Genomic DNA, 19,539 nt, shown 5'->3' on the forward strand with positions numbered 1-19,539 from the left:
GGTGGAGAACTCCACTAGTGGCTGATGGAGTTGTCCACCAGGTTTCAGCGTTGTCCCGTCGCCTGCGGCCCGGTCCGCAGCCCGCGTCGGCCACACCTCACGGCGACCGCGCCCCAGCCCGGACCGGCACCGGCCACCCCTCAGCCGCAGCCGCCGTCGGCCGTACCCGGCCTGCGTATGGCACCGGCGGCCCCTCGGTCTACCGCCCCGGCGCAGCCGCCCCTCAGTCCGTGGCCCGCACCAACCACCAGGCGGCGTAGGGGGGCACCGGCACCCGCCCGTCCCCAGCCCCCTCCAGGGAGGTCGAGCCAAAGGGCACCGTGTCGGTGAGGACGTCGGAGGCCCCCATGACCCCCAGCTCAGCCAACCGAGCGGCCGAGACCGAGCGCCAGTCAGGTGTCACGTTGTACACGCCCACAAAACTGCCTCTGGGGTGGTCGCGGTGGGTGAGGAGCACGCCGGGGTCGTCCACGTCGTCGACCTGGGTGCGCACGCTCGCCTCTAGCTGGGGCAGGCTGGCGCGCACGCAGGCCATGCGTGCCAGGTCGGTGAAGACCCGGCCCTCCACGGTGGAGCGGTCCCAACGGTTGGCCACCCGGGCGTCATCGAGCCGGGGACGCCCGGCCCAGCGGCAGTCCGCCTCGTGGCCGGGCTCGGCGTCCCAGTTGGGGTCGTTGGGCTGAGCCAGCTCGTCCCCGCTCCACAGCACGGGCACACCTCCCCACCCGTAGAGGAGGGCGTGCGCCATGCGCAGGGCGTGGATCCTCTCCTCGCGCCACGTCCACAGGTCCTCGGCCTGGTGCGCAGGAGTGTCGTCGGTGACGCCCTCCCAGGCCTCCGCAGCAGCCTCCAGCCCGATGAGGGAGGCGGCAGTACCCGCGACACGCCGGTCCCCAGTGGCCGGGTTGTGCTGGAAGACCAGCCCCCGGGCATCGCTGGTGGGGTAGGCCCCGCAGTACCAGTCCGCCAGGAAGGCCCGGTGACCGAACCCGGACAGGCCGACGGCGGCAGCGTCGCCGTCGTCGATGGCCCAGCCGATGTCGTCGTGGCAGCGCAGGTAGGTGATCCAGGTGGCGGTTGAGGGCTCCACGGGCAGGTTCTGGAGCGCCTCGACCGCCAGGGTCGTGTCCCGGGTGGCGAGCATGGACCAGACCTGGACCATGAGGGAGTTGTGGTAGGCCAGGTCGGAGACCTTGCCGGTGTACCTGCCCTGTCCCAGGTACTGGAGCAGCTCGGTGGGGGCCACGATCGCCTCGGCCTTGAGGTCGAGGGCCGGGCAGGCGATGCGGGTCAGCGCCCGCAAGGCCGCGGTGACGGCGTGGACCTCAGGCTGCCCCTGGCAGTCGGTGCCCTTGCGCTTGATGGTGAAGGCGATGGCGTCCAGGCGCAGCACCTCCACCCCCCGGTTGGCCAGGTCCAGCACGATGCCGGCGAACTCCTCCATGACCCTGGGGTTGCGCCAGTTGAGGTCCCACTGGAAGGAGTTGAAGGTGGTCCACACCCACCCCGCCACCTCCTCGTCCCAGGTGAAGCTGCCGGGCGCGAAGTCCGGGAAGATCTCCGGGAGGGTCTCCTCATAGGCGTCAGGCTCAGTGCGGTCGGGGTAGATGAGGAAGTAGTCCCGGTAGCGCTGCTCCCCGGCCCGTGCCCGCACAGCCCACTCGTGCTCGGCAGCCACATGGTTGAGCACCAGGTCCACGACCAGCGAGATCCCGGCCTCGCGCAGCTGCGCCGTGAGGTCCTCCAGGTCCTCCATGGTGCCCAGGTCCTCGCGGACGGACCGGTAGTCGGCCACGGCGTAGCCGCCGTCGGAGTCCCCCGGCCGCGGAGTGAGCAGCGGCATGAGGTGGAGGTAGGTGACGCCCAGCTCACGCAGGTAGTCGATACGCTCCTCCACGCCCCGAAGCGTCCCGGCAAAACGCTCGGTATAGGCTGCGTAGCCAATGCGGCTGGGGTCCTGGACCCAGGCGGGGTCCAGGGTGCGAGCCAGGTCCAGGCGGCGCAGCTCGAGGTCCCGGTCAGCATAGGCGTGGGCCGCCTGCTCCACCAGGGTGAGCGCCGTGTCGGCACCGGCATCACCATAGAGAGTGGTCAGCCCGTCAAGCAGGTCGGGGTACCAGCGCTCGACACGCGTGAGAAAGACGTCTCTCTCGGCGGCCTCAAGCGGGTCAAGGGCATGAAAGACAAGGTCGTAAAGAGTCTCAGGGACGGGGGCGGCGCTGCTCATGAGCCTATCTTCCACTGCGGACGGCCCGAAGGAAAGCACAGGGCCAGGTACAGGGATGTCGTGCTCCAGTCCCGCCAGGAGCCGCCCCCTCAGATCCTGTGCTGCACATCTTCGGCCGGTCAGGCAGGAGCGGCTCTCCGAACGCTCCGCAGTATCTCGCAGGTCTCGCCCCTGAGACCGGTCCGTGGACGACTGAGGATGTGCACCGCAGCCTCTGCTGCACATCTTCGGCCTGTAGAAGTAGCGCAGAGTGGGACGCAGCCGCAGGGCTCCGCAAGTTCCAGGCCTGCGCGACAACTGAAGATGTGCACACCCTCTGGCCACCCCGGCAGGTCCCTTACCCAGAGGTCCTGGCCTCACGCGCAATCAGGCTCGTCTTGACGCCCAGTCCGTAGCGGAAGCCGCCGAGGGAGCCGTCGGTGCGCACCACTCTGTGGCAGGGGACAAAGAGCGCAGCAGCATTGAAGGCACACGCCCCGGCCGCCGCTCGCACGGCGCGAGGACGGCCGCAGCGGGCAGCATAGTCGGCATAGCTCAGCACAGTACCCGGCGGGACCCCGCGCAGGGTGTCCCAGGCCGCCTCGCGAAAAGGACCTGAGCGCTGGACCACCGGCACCCGGCCGGGCGCCTCCAACTCACCGGAGTAGTAGGAGTCCACGGCAGCCAGCGCCTGGCTGAGTGGGTCGGGGTCACCGACCTGTGGGCCGGGTAGACACGGCCTGCTAGCAGTCGCGGGAGAACCCTCCGACACCAGGGGCAGGCTCCCAGCACCTGGACGCGCGCCCGTGCCGGTCGCGACCAGGTCGGCACAGACCAGCTGCAGGTCCTTGGCACCCGGTCGCAGGCTAGGGTGGATGAGCGCCAGCAGGTCGGCTAGGTCAGCAGTCCACCCCGATGCCAGAACCCCCCGGCCCACGATCATCGTAAAGGGGCCGTCCGGAGTCTGCGTCGTGGCAGCACGGGGACAGTACGGGCGACCGGGGTCCGGGCGCGTCATGGGCATGAGGCACTCCTGCGTCGTCTCCGGGCCGTGCCTGGACCGCCTCCAGTGCCACCGGCATCCCCAGGAACCTCCAGCGCAGGCACGGACTCTACCTCCGGCTCGCGCGTCATTCTGACACGCCGGGCGCCCAGGTGCCGGGGTCACGCGCCGAGCGGCTGTGTCGGCACAGCATCCATCGTTGTTGCACATCTTCAGCACTGCAGCAGCCGTCTTCTGTTGGCCTGGGCGCCTGTCCGGGTGCAGGCTAGTGCCATGACCCAGACACCCACGACGGCCCCGACAGCCCTGACGGACCGCACCGCCACGCCCCCCATCGCCCTGGCCATCGCCGGCTCGGAGGCCTCTGGCGGCGCCGGGGCGCAGACTGACCTCAAGACCTTCCACCAGCTGGGAGTCTTTGGCTGCACCTCGCTGACCTGCATCGTCTCCTTCGACCCCGCCAACGACTGGGCACACCGTTTTGTCCCCGTGGACCCGCAGGTCATCCACGACCAGATCGAGGCCGCCACGGCAGTGCACGGCCGCGTCGACGCCGTCAAGATCGGGATGCTGGGAACGCCCGACACGATTGACGTCGTGGCTGAGGCCCTGCAGCGGTACCGCTTCCCCCAGGTGGTCGTGGACCCGGTCCTCATCTGCAAGGGTCAGGAGCCCGGGGCCGCCCTCGACGTGGACAACGCGCTGCGCCAAAAGGTCCTCCCCCTGGCCGACGTCGTCACCCCTAACCTCTTTGAGAGCCAGGTCCTGGCCGGCGTCGAGGAGATCACCACGGTTGACCAGCTCAAGGACGCCGCCAGGCGCATTCACGACGCCGGCGCCCCCCACGTCATCGCCAAGGCTGGCACTCTGCTGGGTACGGGCACGGCGCTGGACGTCTACTACAACGGGAGCGACCTGGAGGTCCTGGAGGTCCCGGCCGTGGGGCAGGAACGCGTCTCGGGGGCGGGCTGCACCCTGGCTGCGGCAATCACCGCCGAGCTCGCCAAGGGCGCTACGCCGTTGGAGGCTGCCCGTACCGCCAAGGACGTCGTCGTCAGTGCCATTGAGAACAAGATGCACGGCAACGCGCCCTTCGACTGCGTCTACCAGGGCGCCTACCGGCCCTGAGGCCACGTCACCCGTCGCAGGCGCCCCAGCCCAGACCACTGCCGAGTCCTCACGGACTGACCCGTCAGTCGCCTCCGTGAGGACTCGGCGTGTCTCGGCACCTCCAAGGGGTCGTAGGCGGCTGGAGCTCTCACGTGACCGCGCGAGCGGCGGGCCAGGAGCTCCAGACCAGTGAGCAGGTCACTGGCTCCAGGCGGCCACCCACCCGAGTAGACAGCCTATCTAGTTACTAGGTAACCTACCTACATGGCACCAGCAACCGCCTCAGCCAATCTCATCCGTGGCCTTCTTGAGCCCTGCCTCCTGTCCCTCCTGGAGCAGGGGCCTGACTACGGCCTGTCCCTCAGACAGCGCCTGGAGGCCAGTGGCATCGGCCCGGTGCCCGGCGGCACCCTCTATCCGGCGCTTCTGCGACTGGACCGGCGCGGCCTGGTCACCACCTTCTGGAAGCCGTCCTCCTCCGGACCTGCACGCAAGTACTTCGAGCTGACTCCGCTGGGTATCACCGAGCTCGCAGCGCGCCGCCGGGAGTGGCGGCGGCTGTCGTCAGCCTTGAGCACCGTCATCGAGGGGAGTGGGCAGACCGACCGAAAGCTCCCGCTGCACGGTCCTGGCTCCACGGAAGCCGCCACGGCTGACGTAGAAGAGAGACACCAGTGACTCACGGCACCAGCCCTCGGCCCGAGCACGGTCCGCTGCCCTCCGACTGGCTGCGCTCCTTCACCGCTGAGCTGACCTCCCTGGGCGTAGGCGCCCAACAGCGCGAGCAGCTGGAGACAGCCACCCGGCTGGAGGCCGAGGCGGCAGGCCTGCCACCGGCAGAGATGTACGGACCAGCCGCCCTCTACGCCCGCGAGCTTGCTGCCGCCCTACGCAGCAGCGAGCCTGCCCGGCAGCCGCTTCCCCCCACGCCGCCCCGCGAGGTAGCGCTTCGCCTGACCGACGTCTGCCTGCGTCGGGGACGGCGGGCTGTCCTGGACCAGGTGAGCCTGGAGCTGCGCCGGGGGGAGGTCCTGGCGGTAGTCGGGACCAACGGTGCCGGCAAGTCCTCCCTGCTCCAGGTCTGCGCCGGGGTCCTCAGGCCGACCAGCGGCCAGGTGGAGCGCTGCCAGAGCTTCGGCTACGCCCCCCAGCTCGACGCTCTGTCCCCGCTGCTTACCGTCGACGAGCACCTCAGCCTGTTCGGGTGCGCGCGCGGGGCCACAGGCTCCCGAGCCCGTGCCACCGGATACCGGCTCCTCTCCACCCTGGGGTGGAACGCCCGGGGCGCCCAGACTGTGGGCACGCTGTCCGGCGGGACCCAGCAGAAGGTCAGCCTCAGCCTCGCCCAGCTCGACGCCCCTCACCTCCTTCTTCTTGACGAGCCCTACCAGGGCCTGGACTCCACAGCCTACGAGGACCTGTGGGGGCTGATCAGGACCTGGAGCCGGGCGGGCACCGCCATCCTCCTGGTCACCCACCTGCTGCGCGACGTCGACCGGGTGGACCAGGTCATCGAGCTGGCCGCCCTTGACGAGAGGACACAGGAGGCGCAACAATGAGAACGCCAGCGACGACTCCCTCCATGGCCGGGCTGGTCGCGCAGGTCACTGTGCACGAGCTGTTTCGCCGCCGGGGAGCGCTCGCACTGACCCTGCTGCTGCCGCTGACCTTCTACCTGGTCCGCCTGGACACCCACTGGACGGCACTGCGCCTGCTGGCTATGGGCCTGGGATGGGCTGTGGCGACCCTGGCCCTGTTCACCCAGGTCTCCTCACGCCTCATCGACCGGCGGCTGGTGGTGGCCGGGGCGCGCCCACCGTCGCTGTGGGCCGGGCGCCACCTGGCCGTCCTCCTGCTGGGGTGGGTGGTGGCCGTGGTCTACGCCGCCCTGGTGCTGGGTACTGCGGGCGACGACCTGGAGCGCCCGGGCGCTGTGGTCGTCATGCTGCTGCTGACCGCGACCGCAGCCGTACCGCTGGGCTCACTGGTGGCGGCGCTGGTCCCCCGGGACCTGGAGGGGGTGATGCTCCTGCTCGCGGTCATGGCTGTCCAGCTGCTGGTCGACCCGGAGGAGGTGTGGACCCGGGTCCTGCCCCTGTGGTCCACCCGCGAGCTGGCCAGCTACACCGTGGAGCCCTTGGGGGCACAGGCAGGCGACTACCTGGTCAGGGGCGTGGGCCATGCAACGGCCGTCACCGTTGTCCTCCTGGTGCTCAGCGCAGTGCTGGGGAGCCTGATGCTGCGTGTGGTGACGCCGCCGCTGCCCGCGGAGCCGAGGTAGGCGGCTGGCTGCACCGAGGCAGGGGAGGCCGACACCTGGGCGTATCCGGTTCGGGCTGCCGTCACCCTCCCAGGTGTGCTGCCCGGGCTAGCGTGGGAAGGCGCGCAGGCGCACGGACAGACAGGCCACCGCAGGGGTTTATGTGACGGGCCGTGGCGGTCCTCATTGCTGTCTTTTTTAGGGGGCCACATCCTCCTGGACCGGTCAGTGCTGCTGTCCGAGCAGTTCCACCTTGGCTGGAGTCATGCCAGGTGGGCTGGCACAGATCACACCAGGGTGGAAAACGTCAGCCGGGGGTGGAGCCACGCCAGCCCACCCAAATAAGCCCTAGAACGCACACCAACGACCCTGACTGGCTCTGAACACACGCCCCGCCCACTTAACGACAAGGCTTTAATCACCCGGCTGCCTGCCACAGGGTCGTGAACCGGGTTCACCCCCGGAGGCCGCCGACGGGCTGGTCGTACGTTGCTCGTCACAGGGTCATGAGCCAGGCTCACACCTCAACCTCCAGCTGGGCGGAGCCCCGCAGGTTGCCCGTCACAGGGTCATGAGCCAGGATCACGCCGTTCCATCCGTGAGGGACACTCTCCACCTACACCAGATCCGTGCCAGGCAGGCCCGCACCGCTTCACCCCACCTGGAACAGCCACAACAGACACACGCCCGAGCCCAGCATCAGCGCGCACCGGCAGTCATCAGCAGCACAGCCAGGAGTCCTGAGGCCAGCCACAACCTGCTCGCTGCCACGGTCATCGTCACCATCCCAGTCGTTAGCTCGGACCCCGCCAGTGGGGTCAACACGCACCTCAAGCCGGTCTGGGGCTGGGCCGAGGCCCGCGACGGGCACGGCATAGCGGAGTCAGGGCGTGGAACCGCCAGGTGACCCACCTGGACCCACGACAGGCCTCACTCAGCCGCCCTCACACGTAGGCGGGCTCGGGCTGGAGTCTGTCCCGCGCAGGGCCTACAGGCCTGCCGCCCTCACACGTAGGCGGGCTCGGGGGTGATGTCGCGGGCCATGTTGGCGAACCTCGACAGGTGCCCCTGGAAGGCCACCGGGATGGAACGAGTCTGCCCGTTGCGGTGCTTGGCAACGATAATGTCCGCCTCTCCGGGCCGCTCCTCCTGGTTGTAGTACTCGGGCCGGTGCAGCAGCATGATGATGTCGGCGTCCTGCTCCAGGGACCCCGACTCCCGCAGGTCAGACATCTGCGGTTTGTTGCCGGTGCGCTGCTCGGGACCACGGTTGAGCTGGGCCACGGCGATCACGGGGATCTCCAACTCCTTGGCCAGGAGCTTCAGTGAGCGGGAGAACTCTGAGACCTCCTGCTGGCGCGACTCCACCCGCTTGCCCGAGCTCATGAGCTGGAGGTAGTCGACCACCATGACGCCCAGGTTGTGCTGCTGACGCATCCGCAGGGCCTTGGAGCGTATCTGGGGCATGGTGAGGTTGGGGGAGTCATCGATGAACAGCGGCGCGTTGGAGACCGGGTTGTAGGCCACGGCGACGTCAGTCCAGTCGCGGTCCTCCATCTGGCGCGAGCCACGCAGCTTGTTCATGTCCACCCCGGACTCGGCGGCCAGGATGCGCATCATGAGCTCCATGCGCCCCATCTCCAGGGAGAAGTAGCAGCTGGTGATGCCGTGGTGGATGGAGGCGGAGCGGCAGAAGTCAACGGCCAGGGTGGACTTGCCCATGGCTGGGCGCGCGGCGACGATGACCATCTGGCCCGGATGGAGGCCCCCGGTCAGCTCGTCAAGTTCCAGGAACCCGGTCGGCACCCCGGTGAGCACCCCGTTGTCACGGTTCTGGGCGGCCTCGATCTCCAGGTTGGCCTCCCCCAGGAGGTCCGCCACCGGGACGTAGTCCTCCCGCTCCCCCTCGTTGTGCGCGACGGCGTAGACCTCCGCCTCGGCCAGGGTCACCAGCTCGTCGATGTCGCCGGCGTCGGTGGAGTAGCCGAGCTGGGTGATGCGGGTCCCTGCCTGGACCAGGCCGCGCATGAGGAACTTCTCCTTGACAATGCGCGCGTAGTAGGCGGCGTTGGCGGCGGTAGGGACTGTGGCCATGAGCGAGGCCAGGTAGGAGGCGCCGCCGACACGCTCCAGCTCGCCCCGCTTGGCCAGCTCGTCGGCAACGATGAGCGGGTCGGCAGGCTCGGACCGGTTGTAGATCTCGACGATCGCGTCGAAGACCAGCTCGTGGGCCGAGCGGTAGAACTCGGGGCCGCGCAGCACCTCAATGACGTCGGTGATGGCCTCCTTACTCAGCAGCATCCCACCCAGCGTGGCCATCTCCGCGTCAAGGTCCTGAGGAGGGAGCCGGTCGAAGGCAGAGTCCCCCCGGTCCCCCCGCGCCCCCCGGGAGGGGACAGCCTCCATCCCGTCCGTTCCGTCCATCCGAACCCGCCTTCCTACGCCCCCTGCGTGAACCCGCTCCCAGACACGACCCGGCGCCACCCGGCACGGGATGCTGCCAGCACCGCCGAGCCTCGCGCGCGCGAGACCTTAGCGCCAACGGACCGCGCTCGCAAACCCTCAGGTTGAACATCCTGGGGAGAACACCCACTAGGTTGTGGACTCCACCCACAGGCTTGGGGACACCACGCTGACATCATGGGGACAGTCATGTGGACCAGACGTGGTGATCCCCGGAACACGACCACTAAACCCTTGACATAGCAGGCAAAAGTCAGTACAGGACACCCATAGGAACTTCCCACCGGATCACAATGTGAGTCTGTGGAAAGGTGGGAATCCCTGTGGACAAAGGTCACGTCGAGGTTGAGGTCCGCAGCCCCGGGGAGCCTCTGACCACCAGATTGTCAACAGTTTTCCCCAAGCTCACCTCCACTTATGAGCGCTGCTGTCCACCACCACCGCAGTGGGACACGCAGTAGGACACAATGACGCGGTGCACGCCGCTCCCACCGCCCCCGGCCTGAACCGTCGCATCCTGTCCCTGGCAGTACCCGCGCTGGGGGCGCTCGTCGCCGAGCCACTCTTCGTCCTCATCGACTCGGCCATGGTGGGCCACCTGGGGACCACCAGCCTGGCAGGGCTGTCCCTGGCCTCGACAGTGCTCACGACCACCGTGGGCCTGTTCGTGTTTCTCGCCTACGCCACGACAGCCACCACAGCCAGGCTCCTGGGAGCGGGGCGCCAGGCCGACGGCCTGCGGGCCGGGCTTGACGGCATCTGGCTCGGCCTGGTCCTGGGCGTGGCGGGCGCGGTAGCCCTGGCTGCCGTCGCCCCATGGCTCGTCGAGGCGATGGGAGCCCGGGCGCAGGTGGCTCAGGCGGCCCGTTCCTACCTGTGGGCCTCCGCCCCCGGTCTGCCAGGCATGCTGGTGGTCCTGGCGGCTACCGGCACGCTGCGAGGACTGCTGGACACCCGCACGCCCTTTGTCGTGGCAACAGCGGGAGCCCTGCTCAACGTCGTCCTCAACGCCGCCCTGGTCTACGGCCTGGACCTGGGCATCGTCGGCTCCGGCGCAGGAACAGCGCTGGCCCAGACCCTGATGGCCCTGGCGCTGGTGCGGCCCCTGATCGGGGAGGCCCATGCCCGGGGTGTGCCCGCAGTACCTCGGCGCGCAGGACTCCGCGCCTCGCTGGGCAACGGGCTGCCGCTCCTGGTCCGCACCCTCAGCCTGCGCACCGCCATCCTGGTCACCGTGTGGGCCGCGACGGCACAGGGACCCACTGCACTGGCCGCCCACCAGGTGGTGACCGCCGTGTGGAACCTCGCCGCCTTCGCACTGGACGCCCTGGCGATCGCCGCCCAGGCGCTGGTGGGCACCTCCCTGGGGCGGGCAGAGGCCTCACGAGCCTCCCAGCCTGCTCCGGCCAGAGACCCCGGCCCAGAACCCGGTACTCGGTCCCCGACCGACCCGCAGCACGGGCAGCGGGGAGAGACCAGCCGGAAGGAGCCAAGCTGGCAGGTGGATGACGTCCTGCGCCGGACACTGGCATGGGGGGTGGTGACCGGAAGTGGTATCGGCACGGCTGTCGCCGTGTCCAGCCCCTGGCTTCCCCGCCTGTTCACCTCGGAGCCTGCCGTGGTCCTCACGGCAACACCAAGTCTCCTGGTCGCCGCCTCCGCTATGCCTCTGGCCGGGGCCGTCTACCTGTTCGACGGCGTCCTCATGGGTGCAGGGGACGGCGGCTACCTCGCCCGCGCTGGCCTGATGACCCTGGTGCCCTACGTGCCCCTGGCGGTCCTGGTCAGTCGTACCTGGCCCGCTGGCGACCTCGGCGGTGGTGTGCCAGCACCTGGCCTGCTGTGGCTATGGCTGGCCTTCGCCTGGGTGTTCATGGGTGCCAGGGCAGTCACCACCGGCCTGCGCGCACGCGGGACCGCCTGGCGCAGGTAGCACAGGCACCGGACCCGCTTCTCACCCGTTGCACACAGGCGGGAAGCGGGTCCGGCAGACGCAAGAGGTCCTGGCTAGGCAGTCACCTGCCGGTCAGCGGGCTGCGACGACATTGACCTCAAGACGGGCGACGACGTCGGCGTGCAGCCGAACCGAGCCGCTGTGGCGACCGGTGGACTTGATCGGAGGAGTCATGTCGATCTTGCGACGGTCAAGAGCGGGACCGCCCGCCTCCTTGACCGCCTCGGCCAGCGTAGCCGTGGTCACCGCGCCAAAGAGGCGTCCACCGGCACCGGCCCTGGCCGTCACGGTCACGACGTTCCCGTTGAGCCAGTCGCGAGCTGCGTGGGCCTGGTCGAGGGAGTGGATGGCCCGACGCCGACGCGCCTCGTTCATCTGGTCGATCTGGCGCTGGGCACCCTTGGTCCAGGGCGTGGCCAGCTTGCGGGGCACCAGATAGTTACGGGCGTACCCGTCCTTGACCTCCACGACCTCACCTGCGGCGCCCAGGTTGGCGACGTCATGGGTGAGAATCAGCTTGGTTGTCATCTCAGCACCCTCCTGTCAGCGAGCCGAGCTCGAGTAGGGAAGCAGCGCCATCTCCCGGGCGTTCTTCACAGCCTTGGCGATCTTGCGCTGGTCCTGGACAGAGACACCCGTGACACGGCGGGCACGGATCTTGCCCCGGTCGGAGATGAACTTGCGCAGGGTCGCCGTGTCCTTGTAGTCGATCCTGCCGACCTTGACGGTCTTGACCGGACTGACCTTCTTCTTGGGCTTGCGAAGTTGGGGCTTCGCCATAGTGGTACTCCTTGGTCTGAGCGCCTGGGCGCTCCACGAGATGATTCAGGTGAGTGGGGGAACGGCAGGGCCTCAGTGGTGTCAACGGTGCCAGCGGTGCCGTCCCGGGGGACAGCACCGCGCTGGGCGCGCACGCCGGTCAGAACGGGGGCTCGTCCCCGAATGAGGTGGAGCCACCCGTGGCCCAGGGGTCGTCGGGGGCGCCGCCAGCCGGGGCGTTGTAGCTGGGTTGGCCGCCAAAGCCGCCCTGCTGCCCTCCCTGGCCGCCAAAACCACCCTGCGGTTGACCACCAAAACCGCCCTGGGGACCTCCCTGGCCGCCGAAGCCACCCTGGCCTCCCCCCTGGCCGCCACGCGGGTTGCGGGTGACCTGGGCCTTGGCGTACCGCAGCGAGGGGCCGATCTCATCGACCTGCATCTCTACCACGGTGCGGTTCTCCCCCTCACGGGTGGTGAAGGACCGCTGGACCAAGCGCCCCTGGACGATGACACGGGTGCCCTTGGTCAAGGACTCCGCCACGTTCTCCGCAGCGTCCCTCCAGATGGAGCAGCGCATGAACAGGGTCTCCCCGTCACGCCACTCCTGGGCCTGGCGGTCAAAGGTGCGCGGCGTGGAGGCCACGGTGAACGACGCGACCGCAGCCCCGGACGGGGTGAAGCGCATCTCGGGGTCCGCCGTCAGGTTTCCCACGACGGTGATGACAGTGTCTCCAGCCATAGGTTTCTCCGTTCCCGGTAGAGGCTCAGGCCTCGGGGCGCAGCAGCTTGGTACGCAGGACAGTCTCGTTGAGGCCGAGCTGGCGGTCGAGCTCCCGAGCGGTCTCAGGGGTCACCGTCATGTCCACAACGGCGTAGATGCCCTCGGACTTCTTGTTGATCTCATAGGCCAGGCGGCGCTTGCCCCAGATGTCGACCTTGTCCACGGTGCCCCCGCTGCTGGGGACAACCTGCAGCATCTTCTCCAGCGCGGAGCCGACAGTGCGCTCATCCGTGGCAGGGTCGAGGATGATCATGATCTCGTAGTGACGCATGCTTGGTACCCACCTCCTCTGGTCTTCAGCGGTCACGGTCCTTCCGTGACAGGAGGGTGATGCGTACGGCGCACCGCGCGACAGGAGACCTGGTACAGGACCGTACAGGAACTCTGACGCAGACCGGCGCAGCCAGTGGTCCAGACTACCGGAGACCAGGCGGGGCCAAGAAGACCCGGCAGGCTGGTCTGACGTGCCGTGTCACACGTCGCCACGGCCCGGCCCGGCGACCCGCAACCAGGACACACGCCCCGGCAGGAGCAGGCCGGTGCAGGCCGTGAGGATGTGCAGGTAGGGGAGAGAGCATCTCCCTCAGGGAGGGGGCAGGGCTCAGCCGCCTTCCGCGCCCTGGTCGCCCTGCTGGTTCTGGCCCTGGTTGTTCTGCTGGTTCTGGTTCTGGTTGTTCTGCTGGCCCTGGTTGTTCTGCTGGTTCTGGTTGTTCTGCTGGTTCTGGTTGTTCTGCTGGCCCTGGTTGTTCTGCTGGCCCTGGTTGTTCTGCTGGCCCTGGTTGTTCTGCTGGCCCTGGGAGTCACCACCAAGGTCATCCTGGTCAGCATCCCCACCAGGGTTGCCCGGCTCCTCCTGCTCAGCCGTCGGCTGAGCAGGTGCCTCGGTGGCAGGGGCCTCCTCGGTGGCAGGGGCCTCCTCGGTCGTCGGCTCCTGCACAGGAGCCTCCTCAACAGGTGCCTCGGTGGCAGGCGCCTGCTCCTGGGGCCCGGAGTCGGTGGAGGGCTGGTAGTCCTCGGCAACCTCGCCCGCCTCTCCATGGATTGCGCCGCGGGTGTAAGAGCCAGCCGTGCGCTCGGGGAAGGCCTCGACAGGGACGTCCTCCAGCGCCACCGACATGTAGTCGACAAAGATGTCCGCCGGGTAGGTGGAGCCGGTGATCTCGGTGTACTCGCCCCAGGGAGTGATCGACTCCTCCGTCCCGCCCTCACCCGACTGGTAGAGAGTCACCGCCGTCACCACTTGTGGGGTGAAGCCGACGAACTGGGCGGACTTGTTGTCCGAGGAGGAGCCGGTCTTGGCGGCGATAGGACGCCCCAGAGCGAGTGCCTTGGTCGCGCTCCCCTCGTTGACCACCTGCTGGAGGGCGTAGTCCGCGTCCGCCATGACCCCTTCCTCAAACTCCTGGGACCCCTCTGTGGGGGCCGCGTAGGCGACTGCGCCCTCCGAGTTCTTCACAGTGCCCACGATGTGGGTGTCGCGCTTGACCCCCTGAGCGGCAAAGGTGGAGTAGGCCCCGGCGATGTCGATCGTGTGCGGGGAGGCCGAGCCCAGCACGTTCTGGATGTAGTCGTTCATCCCCTGGGTGTCCTCCGGGTAGCCGGCACGGACGGCTGCCTCGTTGGTCAGCTCGGGTCCCACGTCCTGGTTGAGCTGGAGGTAGGGGGTGTTGATCGAGTGCGCAGTGGACTTCACCAGGTCTGACCAGCCATAGGAGGCGTTCTGGTAGTTCTGGAACTGGTGGCCCGCAATGGTCATGGGCGAGTCGCCCATGTACCCGTTCGCCAGCGTCGCCCCGTTTTCCAGCGCCGCCACCAGCGCAAAGGGCTTGTAGGTGGACCCAGCCTGGGCCATGGCGTCAGTCGCGGTATTGACCTGGTTGGTCAGGTAGTCGTCCCCTCCGTAGAGGGAGAGGATCCCCCCGGTCGAGGCGTCGACGGAGACCAGGGCCACGTGCAGGTTCTCCGAGTGCCCCTCCGGCAGACCCTGGGCAGAGGCGACAGCCGCGTCCTGGTCGGTCTTGTCGATCGTGGTGACAATCTGGAAGCCACCGGTGTCGATCTCCTCCTCGCTCAGGCCAGCCTTCTCCTGGAGCTCGGTACGTACCATCTGCAGCAGGTAGCCGTTGGTACCGGCGTAGACCTGCTCCGTGCTCGGCGTGATCGTCTCCGGGAAGGCTGCGGAGTCATACTCCTCCTGGGTGATGTAGCCGTCCTCAAGCATGTAGTCCATGACCCGTTCCCACCGCGCCTCAGCCTGGTCCGGGTTCACCGCAGGGTCCCAGGAGGTGGGAGAGGGCAGGACGCCGGCCAGCAGGGCCGACTCCGAGACGGTCAGGTCCACCGCAGACTTGTCGAAGAAGGCCTGGGCCGCAGTCTCAATGCCGTAGGCGCCTCGCCCGTAGTAGACGGTGTTGAGGTAGGCGCCCAGGATCTCCTCCTTCGACTGCTGCTGGTCGATCTTGATGGCCATAATGGCTTGCTGGAACTTGCCGAAGTAGGAGCTGGTGGTGTCGACGTAGTAGTTCTTGACGTACTGCTGCGTCAACGTGGACGCACCCTGGGTCTCACCCCCGCGGAGGTTGTTCCACAGTGCCCGGGCGATGCCTCGGGGGTCCACACCGCTGTTGGAGTAGAAGGAGCGGTCCTCAGAGGCCACCACGGCGTTGCCCATGTAGTCCGGCAGGGAGTCGGCGTCCACCACCTTCCGGTTGTGCTCGGCAAACTTGCCCATCGCGGTGGTCCCGTCGGAGTAGTAGACGGTCGTGGCCTGCGCCAGGGCGAACTCGTTGGGCTCAGGGACCCTGATGGTGGCATAGGCGTAGGCAAAAGTACCGACCACGGCCAGGACCATGAAGAGGAAGCTCCCCAGGACAAAGCGCCAGCTCGGAAGCCAGCGCCGTACCGGTCCCCTTCCGGCGCGCGGGTAGTTGAGGAAACGACGTCGTGCCTTGGCTCCTGCGCTCCCTGCAGCCCCGGCGCTGTCCGCCGCAGCCGACACAGCCGTGTCTGACCCCCGGTGCGCCCGGTCTGCGGACCTGCGGGCCCAGGGAAGACGGGGAAACGTGCGAGTGGATGCCCCAGAGGAGTCACTCCCCTCGCGCTCAGCGCTCGCCACCTGAGCAAGTTTCTTGCCGCTAGGACGAGAGCCACCCGGGTTCATGTTGTCTGCCACGCGCTCCTCGCTTCGGTTGACGGCCATGACATCGGTTGACACCAACCGTTGCGGTCGGTCTCGACTGGCACCGCCTCAGCACCTGCCGGTACCAGCAGACGGCAGGCGACGCCTGCGCGACGGACCTCCTGCACGGAGTCCGTTCACACGAGGATAGTAGCCTTGCCCCTTACTCGCGCTGTGAGGTTTGCCCCGCCCCACCGCCTCGGTCCGACACGGGCCTGGCTGCTCCCAGAAGGTGAGGAGACGCGCCCAGGGGGCAGGCTCCGGGGCGGCACCAGACCGTCCCGCCGTGCCAGGGCCTGCCACTCCAGCCCTACCGGCCGCACACGTCCAGGCCAGCCCGAGGCCGCACCCGGCCGCGCGGGCCTGGACCCAGCACCCCCGTCAGCCCCGGTCTCTACGCGACCAAGTACACACCGGCAGTCTGAGCGGTCCTGCCGGTCTCACCGGTGCAGCGGTGCGGGGCACGGACGCACTCGGACACACCGACAGGTCGGCCGCGACTGACGACAGGACCAGGACTCGACTGATGACAAAAGGCCTGCCCAGACCAGAAGACTCATGACAAAAGACCTATCTGCTCCACGATAGTCTTCTGTGCGGGCGCCCGAGACGTCGGTTCCCGTGGACGGCATGTGCGATGGTCGCCCACGGGAACCGACAACCCAAACGCACTGGCGCTCTTCTGGCCGTACCCCGCTCTCAGGTACGCTCCCAGGCACTCTGCACCACCATCGGCAGCCCCTGTGACTCCTCTCTTACCTCCTCTCCAGGTGTCAGGCTTGCCAGGAGAAACTGCTCCTGCTGGGATGCTGACCCATGACCTCCACGACCTCCCAGGACACCGGGCACCCCGCGCCCTTCACCCGCCCCGCCTCCTCGGTGGCCTCAGACCTGGGCACGGAGACCAGCACGGGGCTGACCGCCGCCGAGGCATCCCGGCGCCTGGCCGCCAACGGCCTCAACGACCTACCGTCCGAGCCTGCCGTACCCGCATGGAGACGCCTCCTGTCCCAGCTCAACGACCCGCTCATCCACCTGCTGCTGGCAGCCGTGGTCATCTCCGCCGCCGCCTGGGTGCTGGAGGGGTCCCACGGAGTCCCCGTCGACTCAGTGGTCATCCTGGCCGTGGTCACCCTCAACGCCGTGATCGGCCTCGTCCAAGAGAGCAAGGCCGCTGACGCCGTCGCCGCCCTGTCAGAGATGACTCGGGCCACCTCGACCGTCCTGCGCGACGGGGCACGCCTCGTCGTGCCCTCCTCCGAGCTCGTTGTCGGGGACGTCCTGCTCCTGGCCGAGGGGGACCAGGTAGGGGCCGACGCCCGCCTGGTGGAGACAGCCACCTTGCGCGTGGTGGAGTCCTCCCTGACCGGCGAGGCCGAGGCTGTCACCAAGTCACCAGACCCCGTCGGCCCCGACACGGGTCTGGCCGACCGCACCTGCATGGTCTACCGAGGCACCGCCGTCGCCCAGGGCACCGGCCGGGCCGTCGTCGTGGCCACCGGGGCAGACACACAGATGGGTGCCATCGCCCAGATGCTGGAGTCCGTGGAGGAGAAGCCAACCCCGCTGCAGAAGGAGATCCAGCAGATCTCCAGGATGCTGGGGGTCATCGTCGTCATCATCGCCGTCGTCGTGGTGGGCACCCTCCTGGCTCTGGCCAGTGACCGCAGCGCCGAGACCGTCATCCAGGCCCTGCTGCTGGGCGTGTCCCTGGCGGTGGCCGCAGTGCCTGAGGGCCTGCCCGCGATCCTGTCGGTGGTCCTGGCGCTGGGGGTCCAGCGCCTGGCCCTGCACCGCGCCGTGGTCAAGAAGCTCACCAGCGTGGAGACCCTCGGGTCAGCCTCCGTCATCTGCTCGGACAAGACCGGCACACTCACCCGCTCGCAGATGACCGTCCAGGAGGTGGTCACCGCCTCGGGAACCGCTGTGGTCACCGGAACCGGCTACGCCCCCACCGGCCAGGTAGCCCCCGACGTCGACCGTGACGGCCGCCCCGACCCTGAGCCCCTGGCAGGGGCACTGGCCGACGAGGTCACGGTGGTGCTCTCCGGCGGGGCGATGGCCTCCGACGCCCAGCTGAGCGTGACCGAGGACGTGTGGTCCGTGGTGGGCGACCCCACGGAGGGGGCCTTCCTCGTGGCGGAGAGGAAGCTCGGCACCGACGGGAGCCGCCAGGAGCGTTTTACCCGCGTGGGCGAGATCCCCTTCACCTCCGAGCGCAAGATGATGTCCGTGCTGTACACCGACGCCAGGCACGGCACCATCATCGTGTCCAAGGGGGCGCCCGACGTACTCCTGGAACGCTGCGCACAGGTCCGCGTGGACGGGAAGGCCATCGTCCTGGACGAGAAGCAGGCCAGTCGCCTCACCGGGCACGTCACGGACATGTCCGGCCGGGCCCTGCGCACTCTGGGCGTGGCCTACCGGGTGCTCACCGAGGAGGAGGCGACGCGTGTCGCCAATGTCACCGGCGGGGCGGGAGCAGGCGGCACCGCTGTGGCTGGTACCCCGGGCTCCCCACAGACCCCAGGCTCCACGGACGGCCTCTCCGTACAGGCCACTGTCCCGGCAGATGTCCCGGCAGAACCGTCTGACCTCTCCGACCTGGAGCACAACCTGGTCATGGCCGGCGTCGTTGGCATCATCGACCCGCCCCGTCCCGAGGCGGCCACCGCCGTCGCCGAGGCCCACCGCGCCGGGGTGCGCGTCCTCATGATCACCGGGGACCACCCGGCCACCGCAGGGCGCATCGCCGCTGACCTGGGCATCGCCGAGCGTGGGGCACGGGTGGTGACCGGCCGCGAGCTGAGCACGATGGACGAGGGCGCGCTGGACGTCGCCGTCGCCAAGGCCAATGTCTACGCCCGGGTGGCACCCGAGCACAAGATGCGGATCGTCCACGCACTGCGGTCCCAGGGCCACACGGTGTCTATGACCGGTGACGGCGTCAACGACGCCCCCGCCCTGCGAGCCGCCGACATCGGTGTGGCCATGGGGATCACCGGCACCCAGGTAACCAAGGAGGCCGCCGCCATGGTGCTGGCCGACGACAACTTCGCCACCATCGTGGACGCAGTGCGCGAGGGGCGGCGCATCTTCGACAACATCAAGAAGTTTCTGCGCTTCCTGCTGTCCTCCAACATGGGGGAGGTGCTCACCGTCTTCGGTGGCGTGGTGCTGGCGGGGGCCATCGGACTGTCCGAGGGCGCGGGGACTGACGTGGTGCTGCCTCTGCTGGCCACCCAGATCCTGTGGATCAACCTGGTCACCGACTCGGGGCCGGCCCTGGCCATGGGAGTGGACCCCAGCGTCGAGGACGTTATGGGGCGCCCGCCGCGCAGGCCTGACGACCGCGTGGTAGACGGCGCCATGTGGGGCGGGGTGCTGCTGGTGGGAGCGGTCATGGCTGTAGCCGCCCTGGCAACCCTGGACCTTTTCCTGCCCGGGGGCCTCATCGAGACCAGCCTGTCCACCGACGACCTGGACACGGCCCGCACGGCAGCCTTCACCACGCTCGTGCTGGCCCAGCTGTTCAACACCGTGAACTCCCGCTCGGAGCGGGTGAGCGCCTTCAGCCACCTGTTCGTCAACAAGTGGCTGTGGGGCTCTGTCCTCCTGGCCGTGGCGCTCCAGGTAGCCGTGGTGGAGGTGCCCCTGCTCCAGGCAGCCTTCTCCACCCGGCCCCTGGACCTGACCCACTGGGCGGTCGTGGTGGCCATGGCCTCCCTGGTGCTGTGGGCCGACGAGCTGCGCAAGGTGGTGGCAAGGGTCGCAGCCCGAGGGGCCTGAATGGCGTGCCCCCGTTGGGACGGGCTGGCAGAACCT

14 protein-coding genes are annotated in these 19,539 nt (G+C 68.7%); 6 read left to right on the top strand and 8 right to left on the bottom strand.

What is annotated here, in order from left to right:
- Positions 1 to 223: 223 nt before the first annotated feature.
- Positions 224 to 2,227, bottom strand: coding sequence for an alpha-amylase family protein (locus tag CWS50_RS12545; protein WP_127843056.1), 2,004 nt, complete (start codon positions 2,225 to 2,227; stop codon positions 224 to 226).
- Between the two features lie 337 nt (positions 2,228 to 2,564).
- On the bottom strand, positions 2,565 to 3,230 hold the full coding sequence (locus CWS50_RS12550; RefSeq protein WP_243118356.1) for a methylated-DNA--[protein]-cysteine S-methyltransferase: 666 nt from the start codon (positions 3,228 to 3,230) through the stop codon (positions 2,565 to 2,567).
- A 252-nt stretch (positions 3,231 to 3,482) separates the two neighbouring features.
- Between CWS50_RS12550 and CWS50_RS12555 the strand changes: the two genes are divergently transcribed.
- The 4 genes from CWS50_RS12555 (at position 3,483) to CWS50_RS12570 (ending at position 6,600) form a co-directional block, all read left to right on the top strand.
- Entirely contained in the window at positions 3,483 to 4,337 is an 855-nt protein-coding gene (locus tag CWS50_RS12555; protein ID WP_127843057.1) for a hydroxymethylpyrimidine/phosphomethylpyrimidine kinase, read from the top strand.
- 246 nt (positions 4,338 to 4,583) lie between these two features.
- The gene (locus CWS50_RS12560; RefSeq protein WP_127843058.1) at positions 4,584 to 4,997 is read left to right on the top strand and encodes a PadR family transcriptional regulator; all 414 of its coding nucleotides are present in this window, start codon (positions 4,584 to 4,586) and stop codon (positions 4,995 to 4,997) included.
- On the top strand, positions 4,994 to 5,878 hold the full coding sequence (locus CWS50_RS12565; protein ID WP_206610419.1) for an ATP-binding cassette domain-containing protein: 885 nt from the start codon (positions 4,994 to 4,996) through the stop codon (positions 5,876 to 5,878). Before CWS50_RS12560 ends, CWS50_RS12565 begins: the two co-directional genes overlap by 4 nt.
- Positions 5,875 to 6,600 (top strand): ABC transporter permease, encoded by a 726-nt coding sequence (locus CWS50_RS12570; RefSeq protein ID WP_243118357.1) that lies wholly within the window; start codon positions 5,875 to 5,877, stop codon positions 6,598 to 6,600. Before CWS50_RS12565 ends, CWS50_RS12570 begins: the two co-directional genes overlap by 4 nt.
- A gap of 984 nt (positions 6,601 to 7,584) precedes the next feature.
- On the opposite strand, the gene dnaB is transcribed toward CWS50_RS12570, so the two are convergent.
- Positions 7,585 to 8,985 (bottom strand): replicative DNA helicase, encoded by a 1,401-nt coding sequence (gene dnaB / locus CWS50_RS12575; RefSeq protein WP_127843480.1) that lies wholly within the window; start codon positions 8,983 to 8,985, stop codon positions 7,585 to 7,587.
- 532 nt (positions 8,986 to 9,517) lie between these two features.
- Here dnaB and CWS50_RS12580 point away from each other — a divergent pair.
- The gene (locus CWS50_RS12580; RefSeq protein WP_243118358.1) at positions 9,518 to 10,975 is read left to right on the top strand and encodes an MATE family efflux transporter; all 1,458 of its coding nucleotides are present in this window, start codon (positions 9,518 to 9,520) and stop codon (positions 10,973 to 10,975) included.
- 93 nt (positions 10,976 to 11,068) lie between these two features.
- Here CWS50_RS12580 and rplI read toward each other — a convergent pair whose 3' ends face one another.
- The 5 genes from rplI to CWS50_RS12605 form a co-directional block, all read right to left on the bottom strand.
- Complete coding sequence (rplI, locus tag CWS50_RS12585; protein ID WP_127843060.1) at positions 11,069 to 11,524, bottom strand: 50S ribosomal protein L9; 456 nt, start codon at positions 11,522 to 11,524, stop codon at positions 11,069 to 11,071.
- A gap of 15 nt (positions 11,525 to 11,539) precedes the next feature.
- On the bottom strand, positions 11,540 to 11,776 hold the full coding sequence (rpsR, locus tag CWS50_RS12590) for a 30S ribosomal protein S18 (RefSeq protein ID WP_119835410.1): 237 nt from the start codon (positions 11,774 to 11,776) through the stop codon (positions 11,540 to 11,542).
- A gap of 139 nt (positions 11,777 to 11,915) precedes the next feature.
- Positions 11,916 to 12,494: a single-stranded DNA-binding protein gene (locus CWS50_RS12595; protein ID WP_127843061.1), complete on the bottom strand. Its 579-nt coding sequence runs from the start codon at positions 12,492 to 12,494 to the stop codon at positions 11,916 to 11,918.
- A 25-nt stretch (positions 12,495 to 12,519) separates the two neighbouring features.
- Positions 12,520 to 12,807, bottom strand: a complete 288-nt coding sequence (gene rpsF, locus CWS50_RS12600; RefSeq protein WP_127843062.1) for a 30S ribosomal protein S6 — start codon at positions 12,805 to 12,807, stop codon at positions 12,520 to 12,522.
- A 330-nt stretch (positions 12,808 to 13,137) separates the two neighbouring features.
- On the bottom strand, positions 13,138 to 15,735 hold the full coding sequence (locus CWS50_RS12605; protein WP_127843063.1) for a transglycosylase domain-containing protein: 2,598 nt from the start codon (positions 15,733 to 15,735) through the stop codon (positions 13,138 to 13,140).
- Positions 15,736 to 16,530: 795 nt separating this feature from the next.
- On the opposite strand from CWS50_RS12605, the gene CWS50_RS12610 reads away from it, so the two are divergent.
- A complete protein-coding gene (locus CWS50_RS12610) occupies positions 16,531 to 19,503 on the top strand; it encodes a cation-translocating P-type ATPase (RefSeq protein WP_127843064.1) in 2,973 nt (990 codons plus the stop codon).
- Positions 19,504 to 19,539 lie beyond the last annotated feature (36 nt).

The sequence above is a fragment of the Actinomyces wuliandei genome (assembly GCF_004010955.1).
GTDB classification, from domain to species: domain Bacteria; phylum Actinomycetota; class Actinomycetes; order Actinomycetales; family Actinomycetaceae; genus Actinomyces; species Actinomyces wuliandei.

Excerpts from the sequence above, each read along its gene's own strand:
- CWS50_RS12545 (WP_127843056.1), bottom strand. The coding sequence starts at position 2,227 with ATGAGCAGCGCCGCCCCCGTCCCTGAGACTCTTTACGACCTTGTCTTT.
- CWS50_RS12550 (WP_243118356.1), bottom strand. The coding sequence starts at position 3,230 with ATGCCCATGACGCGCCCGGACCCCGGTCGCCCGTACTGTCCCCGTGCT.
- CWS50_RS12555 (WP_127843057.1), top strand. The coding sequence starts at position 3,483 with ATGACCCAGACACCCACGACGGCCCCGACAGCCCTGACGGACCGCACC.
- CWS50_RS12560 (WP_127843058.1), top strand. The coding sequence starts at position 4,584 with ATGGCACCAGCAACCGCCTCAGCCAATCTCATCCGTGGCCTTCTTGAG.
- CWS50_RS12570 (WP_243118357.1), top strand. The coding sequence starts at position 5,875 with ATGAGAACGCCAGCGACGACTCCCTCCATGGCCGGGCTGGTCGCGCAG.
- dnaB (WP_127843480.1), bottom strand. The coding sequence starts at position 8,985 with ATGGAGGCTGTCCCCTCCCGGGGGGCGCGGGGGGACCGGGGGGACTCT.
- rplI (WP_127843060.1), bottom strand. The coding sequence starts at position 11,524 with ATGACAACCAAGCTGATTCTCACCCATGACGTCGCCAACCTGGGCGCC.
- rpsR (WP_119835410.1), bottom strand. The coding sequence starts at position 11,776 with ATGGCGAAGCCCCAACTTCGCAAGCCCAAGAAGAAGGTCAGTCCGGTC.
- CWS50_RS12595 (WP_127843061.1), bottom strand. The coding sequence starts at position 12,494 with ATGGCTGGAGACACTGTCATCACCGTCGTGGGAAACCTGACGGCGGAC.
- rpsF (WP_127843062.1), bottom strand. The coding sequence starts at position 12,807 with ATGCGTCACTACGAGATCATGATCATCCTCGACCCTGCCACGGATGAG.
- CWS50_RS12605 (WP_127843063.1), bottom strand. The coding sequence starts at position 15,735 with ATGGCCGTCAACCGAAGCGAGGAGCGCGTGGCAGACAACATGAACCCG.
- CWS50_RS12610 (WP_127843064.1), top strand. The coding sequence starts at position 16,531 with ATGACCTCCACGACCTCCCAGGACACCGGGCACCCCGCGCCCTTCACC.